Below are 17,084 nucleotides of genomic sequence, written 5' to 3' on the forward strand. Positions count from 1 at the left end.
TGGTTAGGTGCAAAACATCTTAAACTTATCTCCCAAGAACTTCTCAATCCAAGCCGTTGCAAAGGAGATTGATTCAGTTAACTTTCTGAAAGCCTTGGAAATCGTTTCCTTCAGCTCCTCTATATTCAGCGGAGATACTTCAGAAACAAACCTTTTAACGCTCTTCCAAACGTTCTCAATCGGATTCAAGTCGGGAGAGTAGGGAGGGAGATAAACCAGTGCAATATCAAGCTTTTCAGCTTCCTCTCTCACTTTCTTTGCATGATGCGTCCTGAAATTATCGAGAACGATCACGATTCTTTTCCCAGGATTTGCTTCTCTAATCTTTTTTAGAAATGCTATGAATTCTTCAGTCCTGTTTCTTTCTGGAAACTCTATTACGCTCTCTCCGTTCAAGCTATAGAATCCTGAAACCTTAGCTTTGACGTACGTGGCAACTCTTTTAACCGGCTTTCCGAAACTCCACAGCCTTGCAGTATTTGCATTCGCTTCGACTGCCATCTCATCAATGAATCCTAGGATGTCTTGATCAATCTCAGCTTCATCCAGGTTTTTTTAAAGTGTCCTCAGCGTTATCGGGCTTTCTGTAATCCTTCTGATAAGGTTTAGCGTATTTCATGCCAAAAGATCTGAGAATTCTCCTGACCTGCCACGAAGAATACTTAACTCCAAACTCAGCTTCAATTAGCTCCTGAACTTCTTTCGTCGTCCACGAATCCCCTTCTTTTAGCATCTCTCTGAGTTTCTCTTTCTGCTCCTTCGTGAGTTTTGCTGGCCTTCCTCCTCCAAATTCCGGAATTAAGCCTTCGTAGCCTTTTGAGTTCCACCTTTTTAGCCATGCGTAGCCTGTTGCTTTGGTAATTCCTACGAGTTCGGCGGCTTCTTCAACGTTCATTCCTTTATAGAGGTATCTTATGAAGTAAAGTCTCTTAAGAACTCTCGTGTCTTTTTCAAGCCTTTTGATTCTTCTATCGAGTTCTTCTGCTGGCAGATGCTTCACTACTTCGTAGACGCGTTTTCTACCCATGGTTTTGGTTGTTATTTTTAGTATAAATAGTTTTGCTCAAGACCATAATTACCTCCTCGCTGAAGTGGGGTTTCAACATTTTGACTGTCGTCAATACTTTCTCTTCGTTTTCACTGCCAAATTTATTTAGGACGTAATCTATGGTTGAAATAAGCTCAAGAACAATTGTTGGTGCCCTACCAAGAAGATTTGCTATTTCGTCAACAGTTCCAAGAATTTTAGTCTCTATCTCAGAATTTTCGAGAAATCTCAGACCCTTACTCGTCAACGCATAGTGGTAACCTGATTCATCTGTTCTTCTTTCCACAAATCCAGCACTTACTAGGAGATTTAGGTCGTCACGTAGCTCGAAGGAGTATGGGCCATAGTGGTGCATGACGAATTTATACGGTTTGAATCCAGTAATTGACTGAACGAGACCTGCAGTCTTCTGTATATGGGTATTTCCCGTCCAACTTCCAACTTCTTCCAGCTTCTTAATTACCAGCAGCAGAAATGCGTATCTATTCATTTTCCTCCCCCTCTTCTTCCCTAAATTCATTATAAATTTTACGACAAATCTCTTCGGCTTTTTCAGCGTCTTTTCTGTTTAATTCAGCGTATACACGTACAATTTCTATATTAGGTAACCGGTCAAGTAAATCCGAACATTCTGTTATGTGCAAGATTTTTCTCTTTGTTCTAAGTCTTTCAACCTTTTTCACATCCCAGTTTTCGATGAGCTTCTCTGAAACTTCATCTCTAATGACGTAGAACTCAGCTTCAGACGGCTTAAATGTAGCCTTTTTAGCGGAATCAACGTATATGTCTGTCGAAGGATCTGCTTTGTCGAACAAACAAGCATAGAATAATACACAATAAAAATTAAATTCCAATAAAACCTTTAACCAACCCATGCCAAAAATAAACTGGAAAGAATACAATGAAAAGCTTGTAAAGAGAGGTGAAATTTTATTCAGTACGGAGTTTATAGAGAACTGGAAGAGAGAGCTCGATTCAATGAACGAAAGAAAGAGAGGTCATCCTTACGAGTATCCTAATTCTTTCATGCAGTTTTTAGCATCAATCCGCTACTACTGCCATCTCGACTACAGAACTCTGGAAGGATTCTGCAGAAGCTTATCAAGAATTCTCGATATACCAGCTCCAGATCATTCAACTATCCACAAGAGAGCTCCAAGGTTGGATTTCACTCCTCCAGCCGTTAACTCTGAAGAAATAGTTATAGCGGTTGATTCTTCGGGAATTAAAGTTCATAACAGGGGAGAGTGGATGAGAGAGAAATACAGGAGGAGAAGGGGATGGATAAAGATCCATTTCGCTGTTGACGTTGAAACTAAGCAGGTTGTAGCTTACGAAGTTACAGACGAGCAGGTTCACGATAACAAGGTCTTCAAGGATCTCGTAGAAAAATCTGAAGAAAGAGCAAAGGTAAGGAGAGTTCTTGCCGATAAAGCGTATGACAGCTACGAAAACTTCGAATTTCTTCAATCAAGGGATATAGATCCTGCCATTCCAGTAAGGAAAGGAGCTATAGACATCTTAAAGCATCCAAGAAGTGAGGAGGCAAGGAAGCAGAAAGATTTTGACGGGTGGAAGGAAGAGAAGAAATACGGGTTGAGGTGGGCAGTTGAGACTGCTTATTCTGTCTTTAAGAGGTGTTTTGGTGAGTTCGTTTCAGCAAGGAAGCAGGATTACATGGTTAAGGAGATTGCAGCGAAGGTGTGGATATACAATTCGCTGAGGGCTGTTCTCTGCTGAAGGGGAGTTGTTGGAGTGGATGGGGAAGTTTAGTTGGGGATTATTCGACAAGGCAGAAGGATCAAGCTTATTAAACTTCTTTTGCAAAGCCCCTTTGAGTTCTTTTTCAAATTCTTCAATCCTTAGTATGGGCTTATTTTCTTCAAAAATACTTTTTGGATGTTTTCTTGACAATAATCGTCTCGCAAGAACTTTCGCCTCTTTGCAGCTCCCTTTCTCTGCCTCTTCTCGTATCATTGTCAGTACCCTGACATCGTCATACTTTAGATATTCGTCAATATCTGCGGGATAATGACCTTCTGGCAAGGAGTATTTCAGAAAATCAGTTAGCATGAGGTCATATATTCTCCTCACGTGATGGAAGTACACCTGCAGGAACATGAAGTAACGGGCTAGGAGTAGTCCCTCAATTGTGTGCAGCCCCCCATATTCTACACCAATCCTTGGCTCAGGCGTCTCAGGTCTGAGATTATCAAGTTCCTGACCCGCCTCTGTGGTCTCACCAGCAAATGGCACAATAGTTATGGTGTCTATTAGCCTGATGTAGTCGAACTTTCCGTAAATCACACCGGTATGATGAGAATCTCTCGTTAGGTAATCAATTCTATCCGCATCAATATCTCCGGAAATTATCCCCCTGAGTAAGTAAAAAGCTTGAGCATCTTCATCCGAGAGTTCCGAGACCATTTCTGGGTATATGAGAAAAATAACGTCATCCAATTTGATACCACTTCTCTCTATTTCCTTTCTTCTGAAAATGCTTTCCAGTTCTGTTCTGACGATTTCGGCACTTATTTCCTCGTGGGACATGTTTTTTGGGAAGAGGTCCTCTGTGGCATGGGAAAACGGTGCGTGGCCGATATCGTGCAGCAAAGCTGCAAGTCTGAGAGTTTTCCTAAGTCTTTTCCGTGGGTCATCTTCTCCAGTTATTGACAGAAATCTATCGAAGTACTTCCCATGTTTTCTGTCAAGAACGTCGAAAATCTGATTTGCCACGTGCATAGTCCCAATAGAATGTTCGAACCTCGTATGGACGGCGCTGGGATAAACGTAATAACTCATGCCGAGCTGCCTTATGTTCCTCAGTCTTTGGAAAGGTTTCGAATCTACGATTGCCCTTTCCGCCTCGGAGAGATGGACAAATCCATGAACGGGGTCCCTTATTTCCATCGATTTTACTAAAAAAACATATAAAATATATTAAAATATCGAGTACCGCGAAAGTGGAAATGTCAGCCTACACAAGCTTTTTCCATACGGACAACTTACTCCATGGCAGTGACGTACGAGTTTCCCGAAGGGATGAGGATAGCTAACTTGGATGAGAGGAGAGTATACTACGAAACGGAGTTTAACCTGAAGGCCGTTGCGGAATGGCTATCGTTTAGAGGCAGCGAAGAGCAGATAAAGCGCACTACAGCCTTTGCATTCATCGTTGGCAGGCATACGGGTGTTTATCTGCCTGAGTTCGAAGAGATAAAGAACAAGGTGGTGGTAGTTGACAATTACGAGGGTTTCGAGGATTTGAAAGACTACATCCTCAGGTACCTTCCAGAGGGAGTTTACTACGACAGGAATGTTTACATAAGCCTTGAAGAGTGCAGGAAATGCGAAAAATGTTACAGAGAATGCTGGAATTGCAGTTGTTTTGTCGGTCAGGAACTTGCCTTCGATATCGATCCCGAAAACGTTGAATGCCCAGTTCACGGCACACTGGAGGATAAAATGAAGCGCGGTCAGGGGCTGAGCTTCTGCATGTACGAGTTCGATGCAGTAAGGGAAGCAACGCTCAGACTCTGGGAGGAGCTTGAGAAGGAGTTCGAAGATATGAGGGTTGTTTTCAGCGGAAGAGGCTTTCACATCCACGTTATCGACGAGGAGGCAATCAGAATGTCCTATACTGAAAGAAAAGAAATCTCCCGGAAATTTTCATCCTATCCGATAGACGAGTGGGTTACGACGGGGGGTAGCAGGTTGATAAGGCTGCCTTACTCTCTGAACGCCCTCGTTTCCCGCATAGTTACGCCGCTTAAAATTGAAGATGTGCTCGACTTCGATCCACGATACGACAGGCGATGTATTCCGCGCTTTTTGGGGAGGGACTATGCCGAAGGTTAAATTATTTGCCAACTTTAGGGAAATTGCTGGCTGTAAAGAGCTTGAAGTCAGTGCATCGAAACTCAGCGAGATCGTTGAAAAGTTATGCAGGATGTATCCGGAGATGAAACCCCTTTTCGAGAAGGAAGGTTACGCACATTTTGCAGTAAATGGCAAACTTGTTTTCGACGATGTGGAGCTTAAGGAAGATGATGTTGTTGCAATTTTTCCACCAGTCAGCGGTGGTTAATTTTTTTGCTAATTTAATAAAACATAATTAAGTTAATGAATTTAGTTTGGAAAATCATGAGATTTTCAAAAATAAATCCGTACGTGGTGCATATATTGGAAAAGCAAAAATGGCAAACTTTAAATATTTGCTTGACCCGGCTAAACAGGAGATTATAAAAAAAGGTACAAGGGTGACTATCATGGAGAAAACAGAGATTCTTGAAAGAATTAAGGAAGCTGAGTTGAAAGTCGAACAGGACATTGCCGCCGCTCAAGAAGAAGCAAAGCAAATTATTGCAAATGCAAAAGAGGAAGCGAGGAAGATTATTGAAGAAGCGGAACAGGAAGCCGAGAAAATAAGGGCTGAAGTCCTTGAGAAGGCCAAGGCTCTTATTGAAGAGGAGAAGAACAAGATAAAGGACCAGTGGACACAGGAGATCTCTTCTATTGAGAAGAGAGGTAAGGACAACGCCTGGAATGCGGCTGAGTTTTTGTACAACGAATTTATAGGGATGGTGGAGCATGCTTAAGCCGGTAAAGATGGTTAAGGTCTCGGTAGTGGGGCCCAAGGAGTACCTTGCCACTACCTCCGAGACCCTGCACAGAGTACATGCGGTGCACATCGAAGACCCGGCTGAAGAGGAGTACTTCAAGATTGGAGAACCGCTCGAGAAAGCCTCAACTGTTTCAAGGTACCTTGTTCTGCTGAGGAGCTACATCTCTCACCTTAAAATCGATCCCGACAAGGTGATACCGAGGAGGAAGTATAGAGCAAGCGAGATTGAGGCAGAAATTCAGAACAAGCTCGACTACTTCCAGCAGGAAATTGGAGAGAGAATTGAAAAACTGAGACAGCTTGCAGACAGGGTAAAAGCTCTGGATGAAGAATTGCTTGCCATCGAACCCCTTAAGGCCCTCGGAATCCCACCGAGGCTGCTCAAGGGCTACAAGAGCATCAGGAGTTTTGTTGGCATAGTGAAAGAGGATCCGACGGAGAAGATAAGAGAGGTTACGTCGGACTTCGAGGTCATAATAAAACCTTATGGCAAAGAGTTCATTGTGGCTGTTTTTGTCAGGACTGAGCAGGGAGATGATGTTTTCAGGGTTTTGCAGGAGTGCGGTTACAAGGAGGTTTCCGTTCCGGACATCGAGGACTACGAGGCGAGAATAAAGGAAATTGAAGCTGAGAAGGCATCTATTGCAGATGAGAAGAAGAGAATTGAAGCGGAACTCGAGGAGATAAAGCGAAGAGAAGTCGAATACATGCTTGCTATGGAAGAATATCTGAGCATAGAACTCGACAAAGCGGAGCTACCTCTGAGAGCTCTTGTCTCAAAGTACGCATTCATGATCGTCGGCTACGTGCCAGCAAAGCAGTATGAGAAAGTAAAGGCGGAGATTGAATCGGCTACAAACGGTAGGGTCATAGTTGAACTTGTAGAGGGTGAAGAGGAGGAGAGCGAACCACCGACACTCTTGGCAAATCCGGCTTACGTGAAGGACTTCGAGGTACTCTCGACGACATATGCAATACCTAAGTACAACGAAATTGACCCGACTGCGATAATGGCCGTGTTCTTCCCACTGTTCTTCGGAATGATGCTCGGTGACGTCGGTTATGGTGGGCTGATAGCTCTGTTGGCCCTCTTCCTCAAGACTAAGTTCAAGACGGAGGGCTGGCAGAAGCTGCTCAATGTTGCCCTTTACTCGGGTATCGTATCTATCTTCTTCGGCTTCATATACGGAGAGATATTTGGACCACTGTACGTCCCGGGCGTCGGCTACAGTGCACACTTCCTCGGCGGCTGGGCAGAGTCCGTACACTTCCACCCAATATTCGACAGAGTTGAAGAGATGGGTGTCAAAGTTCTGCTGTTCCTTGTGCTTGTAGTAGGTATGTTCAAGATCCTGTGGGGCTTCGCAATGGGCTTTTACAATGTATACAACGAACATGGTTTCGTAGAGGCTGTTCTTGAAAAGGGCTGCTGGTTCCTCGGTGTTCTTGCTCTCGCCCTTGCAATTCTCGGCTTCTGTTACAACCTCGGTGTTTTCGCTGATCTCTATGAGTTCACGTTGCACCACTACGGTGTTGGCATTGGCTTGCCCGAACACCCGCCTGAGGACATTCCACCGCTACCCATACCCGGCCTCGTTGACGGCTGGCAGGCAGGTGTGAACATTTACTACATGGCAGCACTGCCACTCGTTATAGTGTGGTTCATACTCTTCCTGAAGGCAGAGATTCCAAAGATGGGTCCCTTCGGCATCATAATGGGCGTCGAACTGCTTACCTGGTTCGGTCAGATAATCAGCTACGCTCGATTGCTCGCTATCGGTCTCTCATCGGTTTACATTGCGTTTGTCATCAACTACCTTGGTCTCAAGATAGCGCTACCACCGGGAATGGCGCTACTGCCACTTGCACTGGTCATAATGCTGCTGGGACACTTCGTCAACCTGATACTCGGTATCCTTGACCCAGGATTGCAGTCATTACGTCTGCACTACGTAGAGTTCTTCACCAAGTTCTTCGAGGGTGGTGGAAGGCTGTTCAAGCCGTTTGGTAGGAGGAAGAGGTTTATAGAGGATGAGTAAAGGAGGTGGAAAAAATGGCTGAAGCGTTGATAAGTGATGAGGCATTTATAAAGGGCTGTGCGGCAGTAGGAGCTGGACTGGCTGTCGGCCTGGCAGGCATTGGTGCTGGAGCCGGTGAAAGTGGCATTGGAGCAGCAGCAGTAGGTGCGATTGCAGAGGACAGGGGATTCCTTGGTCTCGGTCTGCTGTTTACAGTTATCCCAGAGACCATCGTTATCTTCGGACTGGTCATCTCGTTCATACTGATGTTCGCCTACTGACCATATGACGCTGAGCGAGGCTGTGTTCAAGTGGGTCGAAAAACACGTGGTGACTGAGAAAAACATAGAGCGCTTCATAAAGTACTACTGGCTGGTTTCGACGTTCAGAGTCGCGCTGGGCTTTGCAATAATGTTCCTGATACTGGTTGGAGGCTATAAGTTCGAAGATCTCCTGCCAAAGTGGTGAGGGAAAAATATAGTTTAAAAATTTATTTAAATTTTATTTGATGTGGTGAATTTGGGAGGTGGAAAAAATGGCTGAAGCGTTGATAAGTGATGAGGCATTTATAAAGGGCTGTGCGGCAGTAGGAGCTGGACTGGCTGTCGGCCTGGCAGGCATTGGTGCTGGAGCCGGTGAAAGTGGCATTGGAGCAGCAGCAGTAGGTGCGATTGCAGAGGACAGGGGATTCCTTGGTCTCGGTCTGCTGTTTACAGTTATCCCAGAGACCATCGTTATCTTCGGACTGGTCATCTCGTTCATACTGATGTTCGCCTACTGAAAATCTTTCTGAGGGATAGCAATGGCGCTGGAAGTGATAATCGAGGAAATACGCAAAAAGGGAGATGAGGAAGTCCGCAGGATCAAGGGAGAGGCAGAGAGCGAAGCGGAGAAGATTATAGCAGAGGCTAAAGAGAAGGCAGAGGAAATACTGAAGAAAGCAAAGGAAGAGGCTGAGAAGGAAGCAGAGAGGTTGAGAAGGCAGGAAATTTCTGGAGTTAACCTCGAGATGAAGAGGCTCCTTCTTAATAAAAGGAAGGAGGCCCTCGAGACAGTTTACGAGATTGTACAGGACAGGATAAAGCAGATGGACACTGAAACCAAGAAGAAGCTTCTCGAAAACCTGATCAAGAAGAACGCTGTTGGAGAAATGGTTGTTTACTCTAACAAGGACGACGAGCCGGTCGTTAGAGAAGTCATCTCTGATATGGCTGACCTCAAGTACGGCGGTAACATCGATTGTCTTGGCGGTGTAATTTTGGAAAGCCCCGATGGGGAGGTGAGGATTAACCTTACCTTCGATGAATTGCTAAAGCAACTCTACGAGCAGAAAATGAGCGAAGTTTCGAAGATCCTTTTCGGGGAGTGAGGGCAAATGTTGATCGGTAAGAATGCACAGTGGGCATATATAGTTGCAAGGGTTCGAGTGATGAAGAGAAGCCTCATTCCACAGGAGGAGTTCAGAAAGCTCCTCAACATGGACTTCAACGAAATAGTAAGGTACCTCGAGGAGACGGAGTACAAGAAGGAAATCGACGAACTCTCATACAAGTACACTGGCCCGAGGCTGCTTGACTATGCGCTCTCACTCCACCTTTTCAGGAAGTACAAGAGGATACTCGACGTATCCTTTGGAACAGCCAAGGAACTAATACTCGAGTATCTCAAGAGATGGGATGTCTGGAACATAATTAACATCCTTAGAGGCAAGCTTGCTGGCGTGTCTCCTGAGGAGATCGAGGAGACTCTCGTGCCGGTTGGCGAATTCAGCTACGATTTCTACAAATCTCTTGTGCTCAAAGAGGTCGATGAAATTGTAAAGGCCTTCGACAGAACTCCGTACTATGAAGTGCTGTCCAAAGTCGGACAGGTTCCGCTGAGCGAGATCGAGGACGAGCTTTACAAGATATACTACTCTAAAATCGTCGGCATGAGGCCCGCGGAGCAGGCATTGAAGCTCTTCGTTGACTTCATCCGCAGGGAAATTGATTTAAAGAATATAAAAACAATACTTAGACTTAAGATGGACGATGTGCCAACTGAGAATATACTTACGAGAATAATACCCGGTGGATATCAGCTCAACGTTGATGAAGCAAGGAAACTTGCAGCGATGCCACTCGACGAACTCGTTAAGTCCCTCGAGGGCTACTGGTTCTGGAAGGACATTGAAATTGAAGACAGCTTCTCAAGGGTCGAAATCAAGCTTGACAGCATGTGGATGAAGGAAGTGGCGAGCAGAGCGAACCACTACCCGCTCTCGATTCTGCCAGTGCTGCACTACATGTGCCTCAAGAAGCTCGAAGCGGACAACCTCAGGGTCATAGGATGGGGCAAGTGGGAAGGTCTGCCCAATGAGGCGATAGAAGAACAGCTGGTGATGGTATGAGCCGCATAACTGTGGTTGGGGATCCGGATTTTAATCTCGGTTTCAGGCTCGTCGGTATAAGGGACATCATAGACGTGGATGACGAGGAAAAGCTGCCTGAAATAGTCGAGAGCCTGCTCGGAAGGGAAGGCGTTGTAGTTATAAAGTATGATTTTTATAAGAAGCTTCCCATACAGGTAAAGATGAAGGTGGAGGAAAGCCTCGAGCCGACCTTTGTTAAGGTTGGTGGAGAGGCTGGTGTGGAAGAACTGAGAGATAAGATAAGAAGGGCGATAGGTGTTGACCTATGGAAATGAAGACGGTAGGTAAGATTGGTGAGGTTTACAGAGTTTCAGGACCCCTCGTTGTTGCGGAGGGAATCAAGCCGAGGATGTACGATGTCTGCTACGTCGGTGAAGAAGGTCTGATGGGTGAGGTAGTCGGTCTGGTAGGAGAAAAAACGCTGATACAGGTTTATGAGGACACTTCTGGTATCAAGCCCGGTGACAGGGTTGAGAACACAGGAATGCCGCTGAGCGTCGAGCTTGGTCCGGGACTTATAAAGTCGTTCTACGACGGTGTCCAGAGGCCTCTGCCGGCTCTCAAGGAGGCGAGTGGAGACTTCATCAGCAGAGGAATCCACGTCCCCGGCCTGGACAGGAGCAAGAAGTGGGACTTCAAGCCCATTGTTAAGAAGGGTGACAAGGTTAAGGGTGGAGACATCATAGGTACGGTTCAGGAGAGCGAACTCGTAGAACACAAGATTCTCGTTCCGCCGAAGATCGGCGAGCGCACGATCACTGAGATATACGACGGAAGCTTTACAGTTGAGGATACCATTGCAGTTCTCGATGATGGGACGGAGCTCAAGCTCTACCACAAGTGGCCGGTTAGAGAGGCAAGACCGTACATCGAGAAGCTTCCACCGGTAATCCCGCTTATCACTGGTCAGAGGATTCTCGACACAATGTTCCCGGTTGCCAAGGGGGGCACTGCTGCAATTCCGGGCCCATTCGGAAGTGGTAAGACTGTCACACAGCACCAGCTTGCAAAGTGGAGTGACGCGCACATCGTCGTTTACATCGGATGCGGTGAGCGTGGCAATGAGATGACAGAGGTTCTTGAGGAGTTCCCCGAGCTCATTGACCCGAGGAGCGGTAAGCCGCTCATGGAAAGAACTGTTCTGATTGCGAACACATCCAACATGCCGGTAGCTGCAAGAGAAGCTTCGGTTTACACCGGAATTACAATTGCAGAGTACTTCAGAGACATGGGTTACGACGTGAGTATCATGGCCGACTCGACGTCAAGGTGGGCTGAGGCGATGAGAGAGATCTCTGGAAGACTTGAGGAGATGCCCGGTGAAGAAGGTTATCCGGCATATCTCGCTTCGAGAATTGCTGAGTTCTACGAGAGGGCTGGAAGAGTTAAGACCCTTTGCGGAGAAGTCGGCAGTGTTAGTGTCGTAGGAGCAGTTTCGCCACCAGGTGGTGACTTCTCCGAGCCTGTTACACAGAACACGCTGCGTATCGTTAAGGTCTTCTGGGCCCTCGATGCAAAGCTCGCAGCAAGAAGACACTTCCCGGCTATCAACTGGCTGCAGAGCTACAGCCTGTACGTTGACACTCTGAAGGAGTGGTACGAGCAGAACGTCGCTCCTGACTGGGGTGAACTGAGAAGGTGGGCAATGGAGGTCCTGCAGGAAGAGGCAAACCTCCAGGAGATTGTGCAGCTCGTTGGAAGCGACGCACTGCCAGAATCGCAGAGGTTGCTGCTTGAGGTTGCGAGGCTCATCAGAGAGGTCTTCCTCCAGCAGTACGCATACCACCCGGTTGACTCATACTGTTCACCGCAGAAGCAGTACGACCTGCTCAAGGCCATCAAGGAGCTCAACGACATGTTCTTCAAGGCCCTCGAGCAGGGCAAGCTCATCGACGAGATCATCAACGTGCCGGGTAAGGAAGAGTTCGCAAGGGCGAAGTTCGAGGAGGACTACAAGACAGCGCTGCAGAACGCTATGGATATGATAAGAAAGGCCCTGTTTGGAGAGTGATAGGGATGAAGGAGTATAAGACAATAAATAAGGTTGCCGGTCCCCTTATTTTTGTTGAGAAGACCGAGCCCGTGGGTTATGGAGAACTTGTTACGATAACTCTGCCAGATGGAACTACGAAGAGAGGACAGGTTCTTGACACGTCCAAGGACGTCGTAGTTGTACAGGTTTTCGAGGGTACAAGAGGTATCGACACCTCTTCGACTGTCCGTTTCACGGGAGACATCGTCAGACTTGCGTGCTCGAAGGACATGCTTGGAAGAGTTCTCTCTGGAAGTGGTGACCCAATCGATGGCGGGCCGAAGATCGTGCCTGAGGAGAGAAGAGAAATCATCGGTGCAGCTATCAACCCGTATGCAAGGCAGTATCCGAGAGAGTTCATTCAGACTGGTATTTCAGCCATCGACGGAATGAACACCCTCGTTAGAGGTCAGAAGCTGCCTATCTTCAGTGGTAGCGGTCTGCCACACAACGATATAGCTCTGCAGGTTGCGAGGCAGGCGAAGGTTCGTGGAGAGGGTGAAGAGTTCGCTGTTATATTCGCTGCTATGGGTATCACAAACGAAGAAGCATACCAGTTCATGAAGGACTTCGAGAGAACTGGAGCTCTCGAGAGAGCGGTCGTTTTCCTGAACCTTGCAGACGACCCGGCTATCGAGAGACTACTCACACCTCGTATGGCTCTAACCGCTGCTGAATTCCTCGCCTACGAGTATGACTTGCACGTCCTCGTTATCCTGACTGACATGACCAACTACTGTGAAGCGCTGCGTGAGATGTCGGCTGCAAGAGAAGAAGTTCCCGGAAGGCGTGGTTATCCGGGTTACATGTACACAGACCTCGCAACGATCTACGAGAGAGCTGGCCGTATCAGAGGCAGGAAGGGTACGATTACGCAGATGCCCATCCTCACGATGCCTGGAGACGACATCACTCACCCGATTCCCGACCTGACCGGATATATTACCGAGGGTCAGATAGTTCTGAGCAGAGAACTGCACGCTAAGGGTATCTATCCGCCAATCGACGTCCTTCCATCGCTCAGCAGGCTGATGAAGGAAGGTATCGGAGAGGGCATGACGAGGGACGACCACGTCCAGTGGAACGACCAGATGTACGCTGCATACGCAGAGGGTGTCGACCTCAGAGGTCTCGTCGCAATCGTCGGTGAGGAAGCTCTGTCTGAGAGGGACCGCCGCTACCTCCGCTTTGCAGACGAATTCGAGCGCAGATTCGTGCAGCAGGGCAGGTACGAGGACAGAGACATCGAGTACACTCTCGACCTCGGATGGGAGCTGCTGTCACTCCTGCCAGAGTCCGAACTGATGAAGATCGAGAGGAAGTACATCGAGAAGTACCACCCGGCGTACAGGAAGAAGGGCGCCGCGGCTGAAGAAGAGGCCGCAGAGGCGGCGGCCTAACTATTTCCTTAATTTTTCAGAGAGGTGATAAGGGATGGCAGAGATCAAACCAACTCGAATGGAGCTTATAAAGCTCAAGAGAAGGATAAAGATGGCTACCAGAGGCCACGCACTGCTGAAAATGAAAAGAGACGGTCTTATCATGGAATTCAGAGAGATACTCGAGGAAGCGAAGGATGTGATCGGAGGAATGGTTGACAAATTTAACAAGGCCAACGAGAGAATCACCCTCGCAAAGGCTGTTGATGGTGTGCTTGCAGTCCGCTCCGTTGCTATTTCATGTCAGTGTGAACCCGAGTTCACGATAAAGAAGAAGAACATAATGGGTGTAGTCGTTCCAGTTGTGAAGCGTGAGAAGATAAGGAGAAAGGTCAGCGAGAGAGAGTACGGTGTCATCGCAACTACAGCCAGAATTGACGAGGCAGTCGCAGCCTACGAGGAGCTTGTTGATGCAATCCTCGAGGTTGCAGAGATCGAGACGACGGTTAAGAGACTTATCGACGAAATTGAGAGGACGAAGAGGAGGGTTAACGCCCTCGAGTACCGCGTGATACCCACCATGAAAGAAGCTGCCAAGTACATAACCTTCAAGCTTGAAGAGCAGGACAGAGAGAACATCATCAGGCTCAAGAAGATCAAGTCCAAGATGGCAGAGAAAGAAGCGGCAAAGAAAGCTCAGGAGGAAGCTGCGGCGGCCGCTGCAGCATAATCTTTTGCTTTTATTTTTATGGACATCGAGGAGTTAAGGCGAATTCTTGTAAAGTTTCGTGACGAGAGAGACTGGAAGAAGTTTCACAATCCAAAAGACCTTACTATCTCTATTTGTATCGAATCTGCTGAGCTCCTCCAGCACTTTCAGTGGATTGACTGCAATGACGTCTGGAAGGTTGCAAAAGAGAGACGGGAGAAAATCGAGGGCGAGATGGCTGACATTCTGATATATCTCATCTATCTCGCTGATGTTCTTGAAATCGACCTTGGAGAAGCTGTTGTTGAGAAGGTAAGGAAAAACGAGGAACGCTATCCGGTGGATAAGGTTAAAGGCAAGGCTAAGAAGTACACAGAGCTTTAAATCCTTTTAACCATTCTTATCCAGTGTCCCCAGCTTCCCGCTGCTTTGAAACCCATTTTCTCGTAAAATTCTCTCGCTTTGTAATTTTTCTCACCAACCCACAGTTCTGTCAAGTCTCTTCCCTTCAGCCTTGCGTACTCTATTCCCTTTTCCAGCAAGGCCTTACCCACACCTTTTCCTCGCCACTCTGGCTCGACGAAGAGCTCGTGTATCTCACCCACTTCTTTTTCCTCGAAGGAGCTGTACCAGTTTGTGTCGCAGGCTACAAAGCCAACTACTTCTTCAGTGCTATCATCTACGGCGACAAACATACCTTCAGAGTCTCTCTTTCTCAGCCACCTGAAGTAGCTCTTTATCTCCTTCCTTGTTGTGTAGGCGTATTCCTCCAGCCCCTCGTAGGCTCTTCCATATATTCTGACGAAGTCCTCCATGTCGTCGTCTCTCGCTAACCGTATTAACACAACTACCTTTATATTTGCTCGATTTTAAACCCTGCGATGATGAACGACGTTGTTGATATCCTGAGAAGGCTCGTAGAAATTCCTTCACAGTCAGGCTTTGAGGATGAAATTGCATCATTCCTTGCATCAAAGCTGGAGAGTTTCGGGCTTGAAGTGGAGGCTGATTACAACGTCGTTGCTAATGCCGATGCAGACTTCTGGCTTGTTACCCACATGGATACGGTAACACCAAAGGCTGAGTTCAGATTCGACGGCAGTTACGCGTACGGCACCGGTGTTTGCGATACTAAGGGGAGCATAGCGGCAATCCTCCTCGCTCTCGGGGATATTAAAGATCTGAAGCTGGGCATAGCGTTCCTTAGAGATGAGGAAGAGGGTGGCAAGGGTTCTGAGGTATTTGCAAAGGAATATTTGGGGAAGGCTGTAGTTATGGAACCAACCTCACTTAAAATCGCAGCAACGCATTACGGCGTTGTTGAAGTAGCTGTAAGAGTTAAAGGCAGGCCTGCCCACGGTTCAATGCCTGAATACGGAGAGAACGCAATTGAGAAGGCTGTGGAGATGATTGGGAAGCTTAAGAGTATTCATGACCTGACAATTCTGAAGATAGAGGGAGGAGGAGACGAGTACGTTATTCCTGACGTGTGCAGTGTAAAGCTTGACTTTCTTTTAAAGCCCGGAGAAAGCGCATCTAACCTGAAAAGGAGGATTGTTGGGATAGTCAGAGAGTATGGGGAGGTAGAAGTACTGGAGGAAGAAGCGGATGGCTTTATATCCGGGAATTCGGTAACATCCGTGCTCGAAACAGCCATAAAGAAGGCAGGACTTGGTGTGGACTACACGGTAATGCCCTCGTGGACGGACGCGATAAATCTCAAAACTGCGGGCTGGGATGTCGTCGTCTGGGGGCCGGGGGAGCTTGCGTACTGTCACACTCCTTTGGAGCGAATAGATGTCAGAGAGATAGAAAAGGCCAGCAGAGTTATTGTTGCCCTTAACGAGATTCTTTGACTTTATAGGAGGGTGAGTTTTTACTATATTCTGGGGTGTTGTATGGGGCAGTTCTAAACTTTTCAAGGTTTAAGGAAAAAAGAGATTTTGAAGTAGTATTTCATTATAATTCTGCCTATGTTTCTTCAGATCCGGTTAGAAGCTTTATTGCGGCGCTATAATTATCAGAGGTTTAACCTGACCTGCATAGTTACTTAAGAAAGTAAGCCTATTATTAGACATGATACCAGCAACTTATATTGCTGTACTTTTGTTAGCTTTACTTTCAGGCCTTACTACTTTGATAGGAGTTGCGCTGGCTATTTATTTTAAAAAAAGTATTAAAGGAATAGTCGTTGGCGTAGGCTTCTCGACTGGAATCATGTTGCTGATTTCTTTTTTTGAACTTATACCAGAATCGATAGGCGCAGCAGGAATACTAAAACCCTCTATAGCTGTGTTTTTAGGCATTCTATTGACTGCAGCTTTAAATTTTATAATACCTCATACTCACCTATTTAAAGAAAACGGAGACGGCAGTTTACTAAAAACAGCATATTTAGTTGCTTTAGGTCTTGTTCTGCACGATTTTCCCGAAGGTTTTGCGATGGCCAATTCTTACATTTTTTCTCCAGCTTCAGGATTATTGATAGCACTTGGTATAGCCATTCACAATATTCCTGAAGAATTTGCAATGGCTGCTCCACTCGTCTTAGTGAAGAAGAAGAGTTTCTTGTTTAAAGTGGCCTTTCTCTCAGGACTTGCTGAGCCAGCGGGAGCTGTTGCAGGTCTTTTTGCAGTCCATTTCATGCCGGCCTTAAACCCTCTTTTTATGGCTTTTGCCGCTGGTGCCATGATTTTCGTCTCAATTCACGAACTATTGCCCATGGCTGCGAGGTATAGAAGAACGTCTTTGTTTATTTTAGGCGTGGTTTTAAGTGTGCTTGTTTATATAGCGTTGGCTATGCTGATCTCCCAGATAATTATTTAAAATTATAATAGACTTTCCGTTCTAAAGAACCTTCAAAA

At 46.6% G+C, this 17,084-nt stretch carries 22 protein-coding genes; 17 read left to right on the forward strand and 5 right to left on the reverse strand.

Annotation, left to right across the window (positions count from 1 at the left end):
* Positions 1–3: 3 nt before the first annotated feature.
* The 3 genes from ARCVE_RS10960 to ARCVE_RS01440 form a co-directional block, all read right to left on the reverse strand.
* A protein-coding gene (locus tag ARCVE_RS10960; RefSeq protein WP_013683522.1) for an IS630 family transposase occupies positions 4–1,027 on the reverse strand; the annotation gives its coding sequence in 2 pieces (ribosomal slippage) (positions 4–555 and positions 557–1,027; 1,023 coding nt in all).
* Positions 1,020–1,538 carry a hypothetical protein gene (locus ARCVE_RS10705; RefSeq protein WP_013683002.1) on the reverse strand — a complete coding sequence of 173 codons (519 nt, stop codon included), beginning with the start codon at positions 1,536–1,538 and terminating at the stop codon, positions 1,020–1,022. The genes ARCVE_RS10960 and ARCVE_RS10705 overlap by 8 nt, the downstream gene beginning before the upstream one ends.
* Positions 1,531–1,863 (reverse strand): hypothetical protein, encoded by a 333-nt coding sequence (locus tag ARCVE_RS01440; protein WP_156785984.1) that lies wholly within the window; start codon positions 1,861–1,863, stop codon positions 1,531–1,533. Before ARCVE_RS01440 ends, ARCVE_RS10705 begins: the two co-directional genes overlap by 8 nt.
* Before the next feature lie 58 nt (positions 1,864–1,921).
* On the opposite strand from ARCVE_RS01440, the gene ARCVE_RS01445 reads away from it, so the two are divergent.
* Positions 1,922–2,788, forward strand: a complete 867-nt coding sequence (locus tag ARCVE_RS01445) for an IS5-like element ISArve1 family transposase (protein ID WP_013683003.1) — start codon at positions 1,922–1,924, stop codon at positions 2,786–2,788.
* Here the strand turns inward: ARCVE_RS01445 and ARCVE_RS01450 are convergent.
* Entirely contained in the window at positions 2,705–3,958 is a 1,254-nt protein-coding gene (locus tag ARCVE_RS01450; protein WP_052302945.1) for an HD domain-containing protein, read from the reverse strand. The two genes, ARCVE_RS01445 and ARCVE_RS01450, sit on opposite strands and share 84 nt — an antisense overlap.
* Positions 3,959–4,060: 102 nt before the next feature.
* Between ARCVE_RS01450 and ARCVE_RS01455 the strand changes: the two genes are divergently transcribed.
* From ARCVE_RS01455 to ARCVE_RS01520, 14 genes are all read left to right on the forward strand, one after another.
* On the forward strand, positions 4,061–4,906 hold the full coding sequence (locus ARCVE_RS01455) for a DNA primase small subunit (RefSeq protein WP_013683004.1): 846 nt from the start codon (positions 4,061–4,063) through the stop codon (positions 4,904–4,906).
* The gene (locus tag ARCVE_RS01460) at positions 4,893–5,135 is read left to right on the forward strand and encodes a MoaD/ThiS family protein (protein WP_013683005.1); all 243 of its coding nucleotides are present in this window, start codon (positions 4,893–4,895) and stop codon (positions 5,133–5,135) included. The genes ARCVE_RS01455 and ARCVE_RS01460 overlap by 14 nt, the downstream gene beginning before the upstream one ends.
* A gap of 46 nt (positions 5,136–5,181) precedes the next feature.
* A complete protein-coding gene (gene ahaH / locus ARCVE_RS01465) occupies positions 5,182–5,646 on the forward strand; it encodes an ATP synthase archaeal subunit H (protein ID WP_232215815.1) in 465 nt (154 codons plus the stop codon).
* Positions 5,639–7,711 carry a V-type ATP synthase subunit I gene (locus tag ARCVE_RS01470; protein ID WP_013683007.1) on the forward strand — a complete coding sequence of 691 codons (2,073 nt, stop codon included), beginning with the start codon at positions 5,639–5,641 and terminating at the stop codon, positions 7,709–7,711. Before ahaH ends, ARCVE_RS01470 begins: the two co-directional genes overlap by 8 nt.
* 14 nt (positions 7,712–7,725) lie before the next feature.
* Complete coding sequence (locus ARCVE_RS01475) at positions 7,726–7,971, forward strand: ATP synthase subunit C (RefSeq protein WP_013683008.1); 246 nt, start codon at positions 7,726–7,728, stop codon at positions 7,969–7,971.
* Between the two features lie 4 nt (positions 7,972–7,975).
* The gene (locus ARCVE_RS01480) at positions 7,976–8,158 is read left to right on the forward strand and encodes a hypothetical protein (RefSeq protein ID WP_013683009.1); all 183 of its coding nucleotides are present in this window, start codon (positions 7,976–7,978) and stop codon (positions 8,156–8,158) included.
* A gap of 67 nt (positions 8,159–8,225) precedes the next feature.
* Complete coding sequence (locus ARCVE_RS01485) at positions 8,226–8,471, forward strand: ATP synthase subunit C (RefSeq protein ID WP_013683008.1); 246 nt, start codon at positions 8,226–8,228, stop codon at positions 8,469–8,471.
* Between the two features lie 21 nt (positions 8,472–8,492).
* Positions 8,493–9,059, forward strand: coding sequence for a V-type ATP synthase subunit E (locus tag ARCVE_RS01490; protein ID WP_013683010.1), 567 nt, complete (start codon positions 8,493–8,495; stop codon positions 9,057–9,059).
* A 6-nt stretch (positions 9,060–9,065) separates the two neighbouring features.
* A complete protein-coding gene (locus ARCVE_RS01495) occupies positions 9,066–10,079 on the forward strand; it encodes a V-type ATP synthase subunit C (protein WP_013683011.1) in 1,014 nt (337 codons plus the stop codon).
* A complete protein-coding gene (locus ARCVE_RS01500) occupies positions 10,076–10,375 on the forward strand; it encodes a V-type ATP synthase subunit F (RefSeq protein WP_013683012.1) in 300 nt (99 codons plus the stop codon). The genes ARCVE_RS01495 and ARCVE_RS01500 overlap by 4 nt, the downstream gene beginning before the upstream one ends.
* Positions 10,366–12,111, forward strand: a complete 1,746-nt coding sequence (locus tag ARCVE_RS01505; protein WP_013683013.1) for an ATP synthase subunit A — start codon at positions 10,366–10,368, stop codon at positions 12,109–12,111. The genes ARCVE_RS01500 and ARCVE_RS01505 overlap by 10 nt, the downstream gene beginning before the upstream one ends.
* A 5-nt stretch (positions 12,112–12,116) precedes the next feature.
* The gene (locus ARCVE_RS01510) at positions 12,117–13,532 is read left to right on the forward strand and encodes an ATP synthase subunit B (protein ID WP_013683014.1); all 1,416 of its coding nucleotides are present in this window, start codon (positions 12,117–12,119) and stop codon (positions 13,530–13,532) included.
* Positions 13,533–13,566: 34 nt separating this feature from the next.
* Complete coding sequence (locus ARCVE_RS01515; RefSeq protein WP_013683015.1) at positions 13,567–14,241, forward strand: V-type ATP synthase subunit D; 675 nt, start codon at positions 13,567–13,569, stop codon at positions 14,239–14,241.
* A gap of 18 nt (positions 14,242–14,259) precedes the next feature.
* Complete coding sequence (locus ARCVE_RS01520; protein WP_013683016.1) at positions 14,260–14,604, forward strand: nucleotide pyrophosphohydrolase; 345 nt, start codon at positions 14,260–14,262, stop codon at positions 14,602–14,604.
* On the opposite strand, the gene ARCVE_RS01525 is transcribed toward ARCVE_RS01520, so the two are convergent.
* Positions 14,601–15,065: a GNAT family N-acetyltransferase gene (locus ARCVE_RS01525; RefSeq protein ID WP_013683017.1), complete on the reverse strand. Its 465-nt coding sequence runs from the start codon at positions 15,063–15,065 to the stop codon at positions 14,601–14,603. The two genes, ARCVE_RS01520 and ARCVE_RS01525, sit on opposite strands and share 4 nt — an antisense overlap.
* 36 nt (positions 15,066–15,101) lie before the next feature.
* Between ARCVE_RS01525 and ARCVE_RS01530 the strand changes: the two genes are divergently transcribed.
* Together ARCVE_RS01530 and ARCVE_RS01535 are read left to right on the forward strand one after the other, a co-directional pair.
* Positions 15,102–16,076: a M20/M25/M40 family metallo-hydrolase gene (locus ARCVE_RS01530; protein ID WP_013683018.1), complete on the forward strand. Its 975-nt coding sequence runs from the start codon at positions 15,102–15,104 to the stop codon at positions 16,074–16,076.
* 220 nt (positions 16,077–16,296) lie between these two features.
* Positions 16,297–17,046, forward strand: a complete 750-nt coding sequence (locus ARCVE_RS01535; RefSeq protein WP_013683019.1) for a ZIP family metal transporter — start codon at positions 16,297–16,299, stop codon at positions 17,044–17,046.
* Positions 17,047–17,084: the final 38 nt, after the last annotated feature.

The sequence above is a fragment of the Archaeoglobus veneficus SNP6 genome (genome assembly GCF_000194625.1).
GTDB classification, from domain to species: domain Archaea; phylum Halobacteriota; class Archaeoglobi; order Archaeoglobales; family Archaeoglobaceae; genus Archaeoglobus_C; species Archaeoglobus_C veneficus.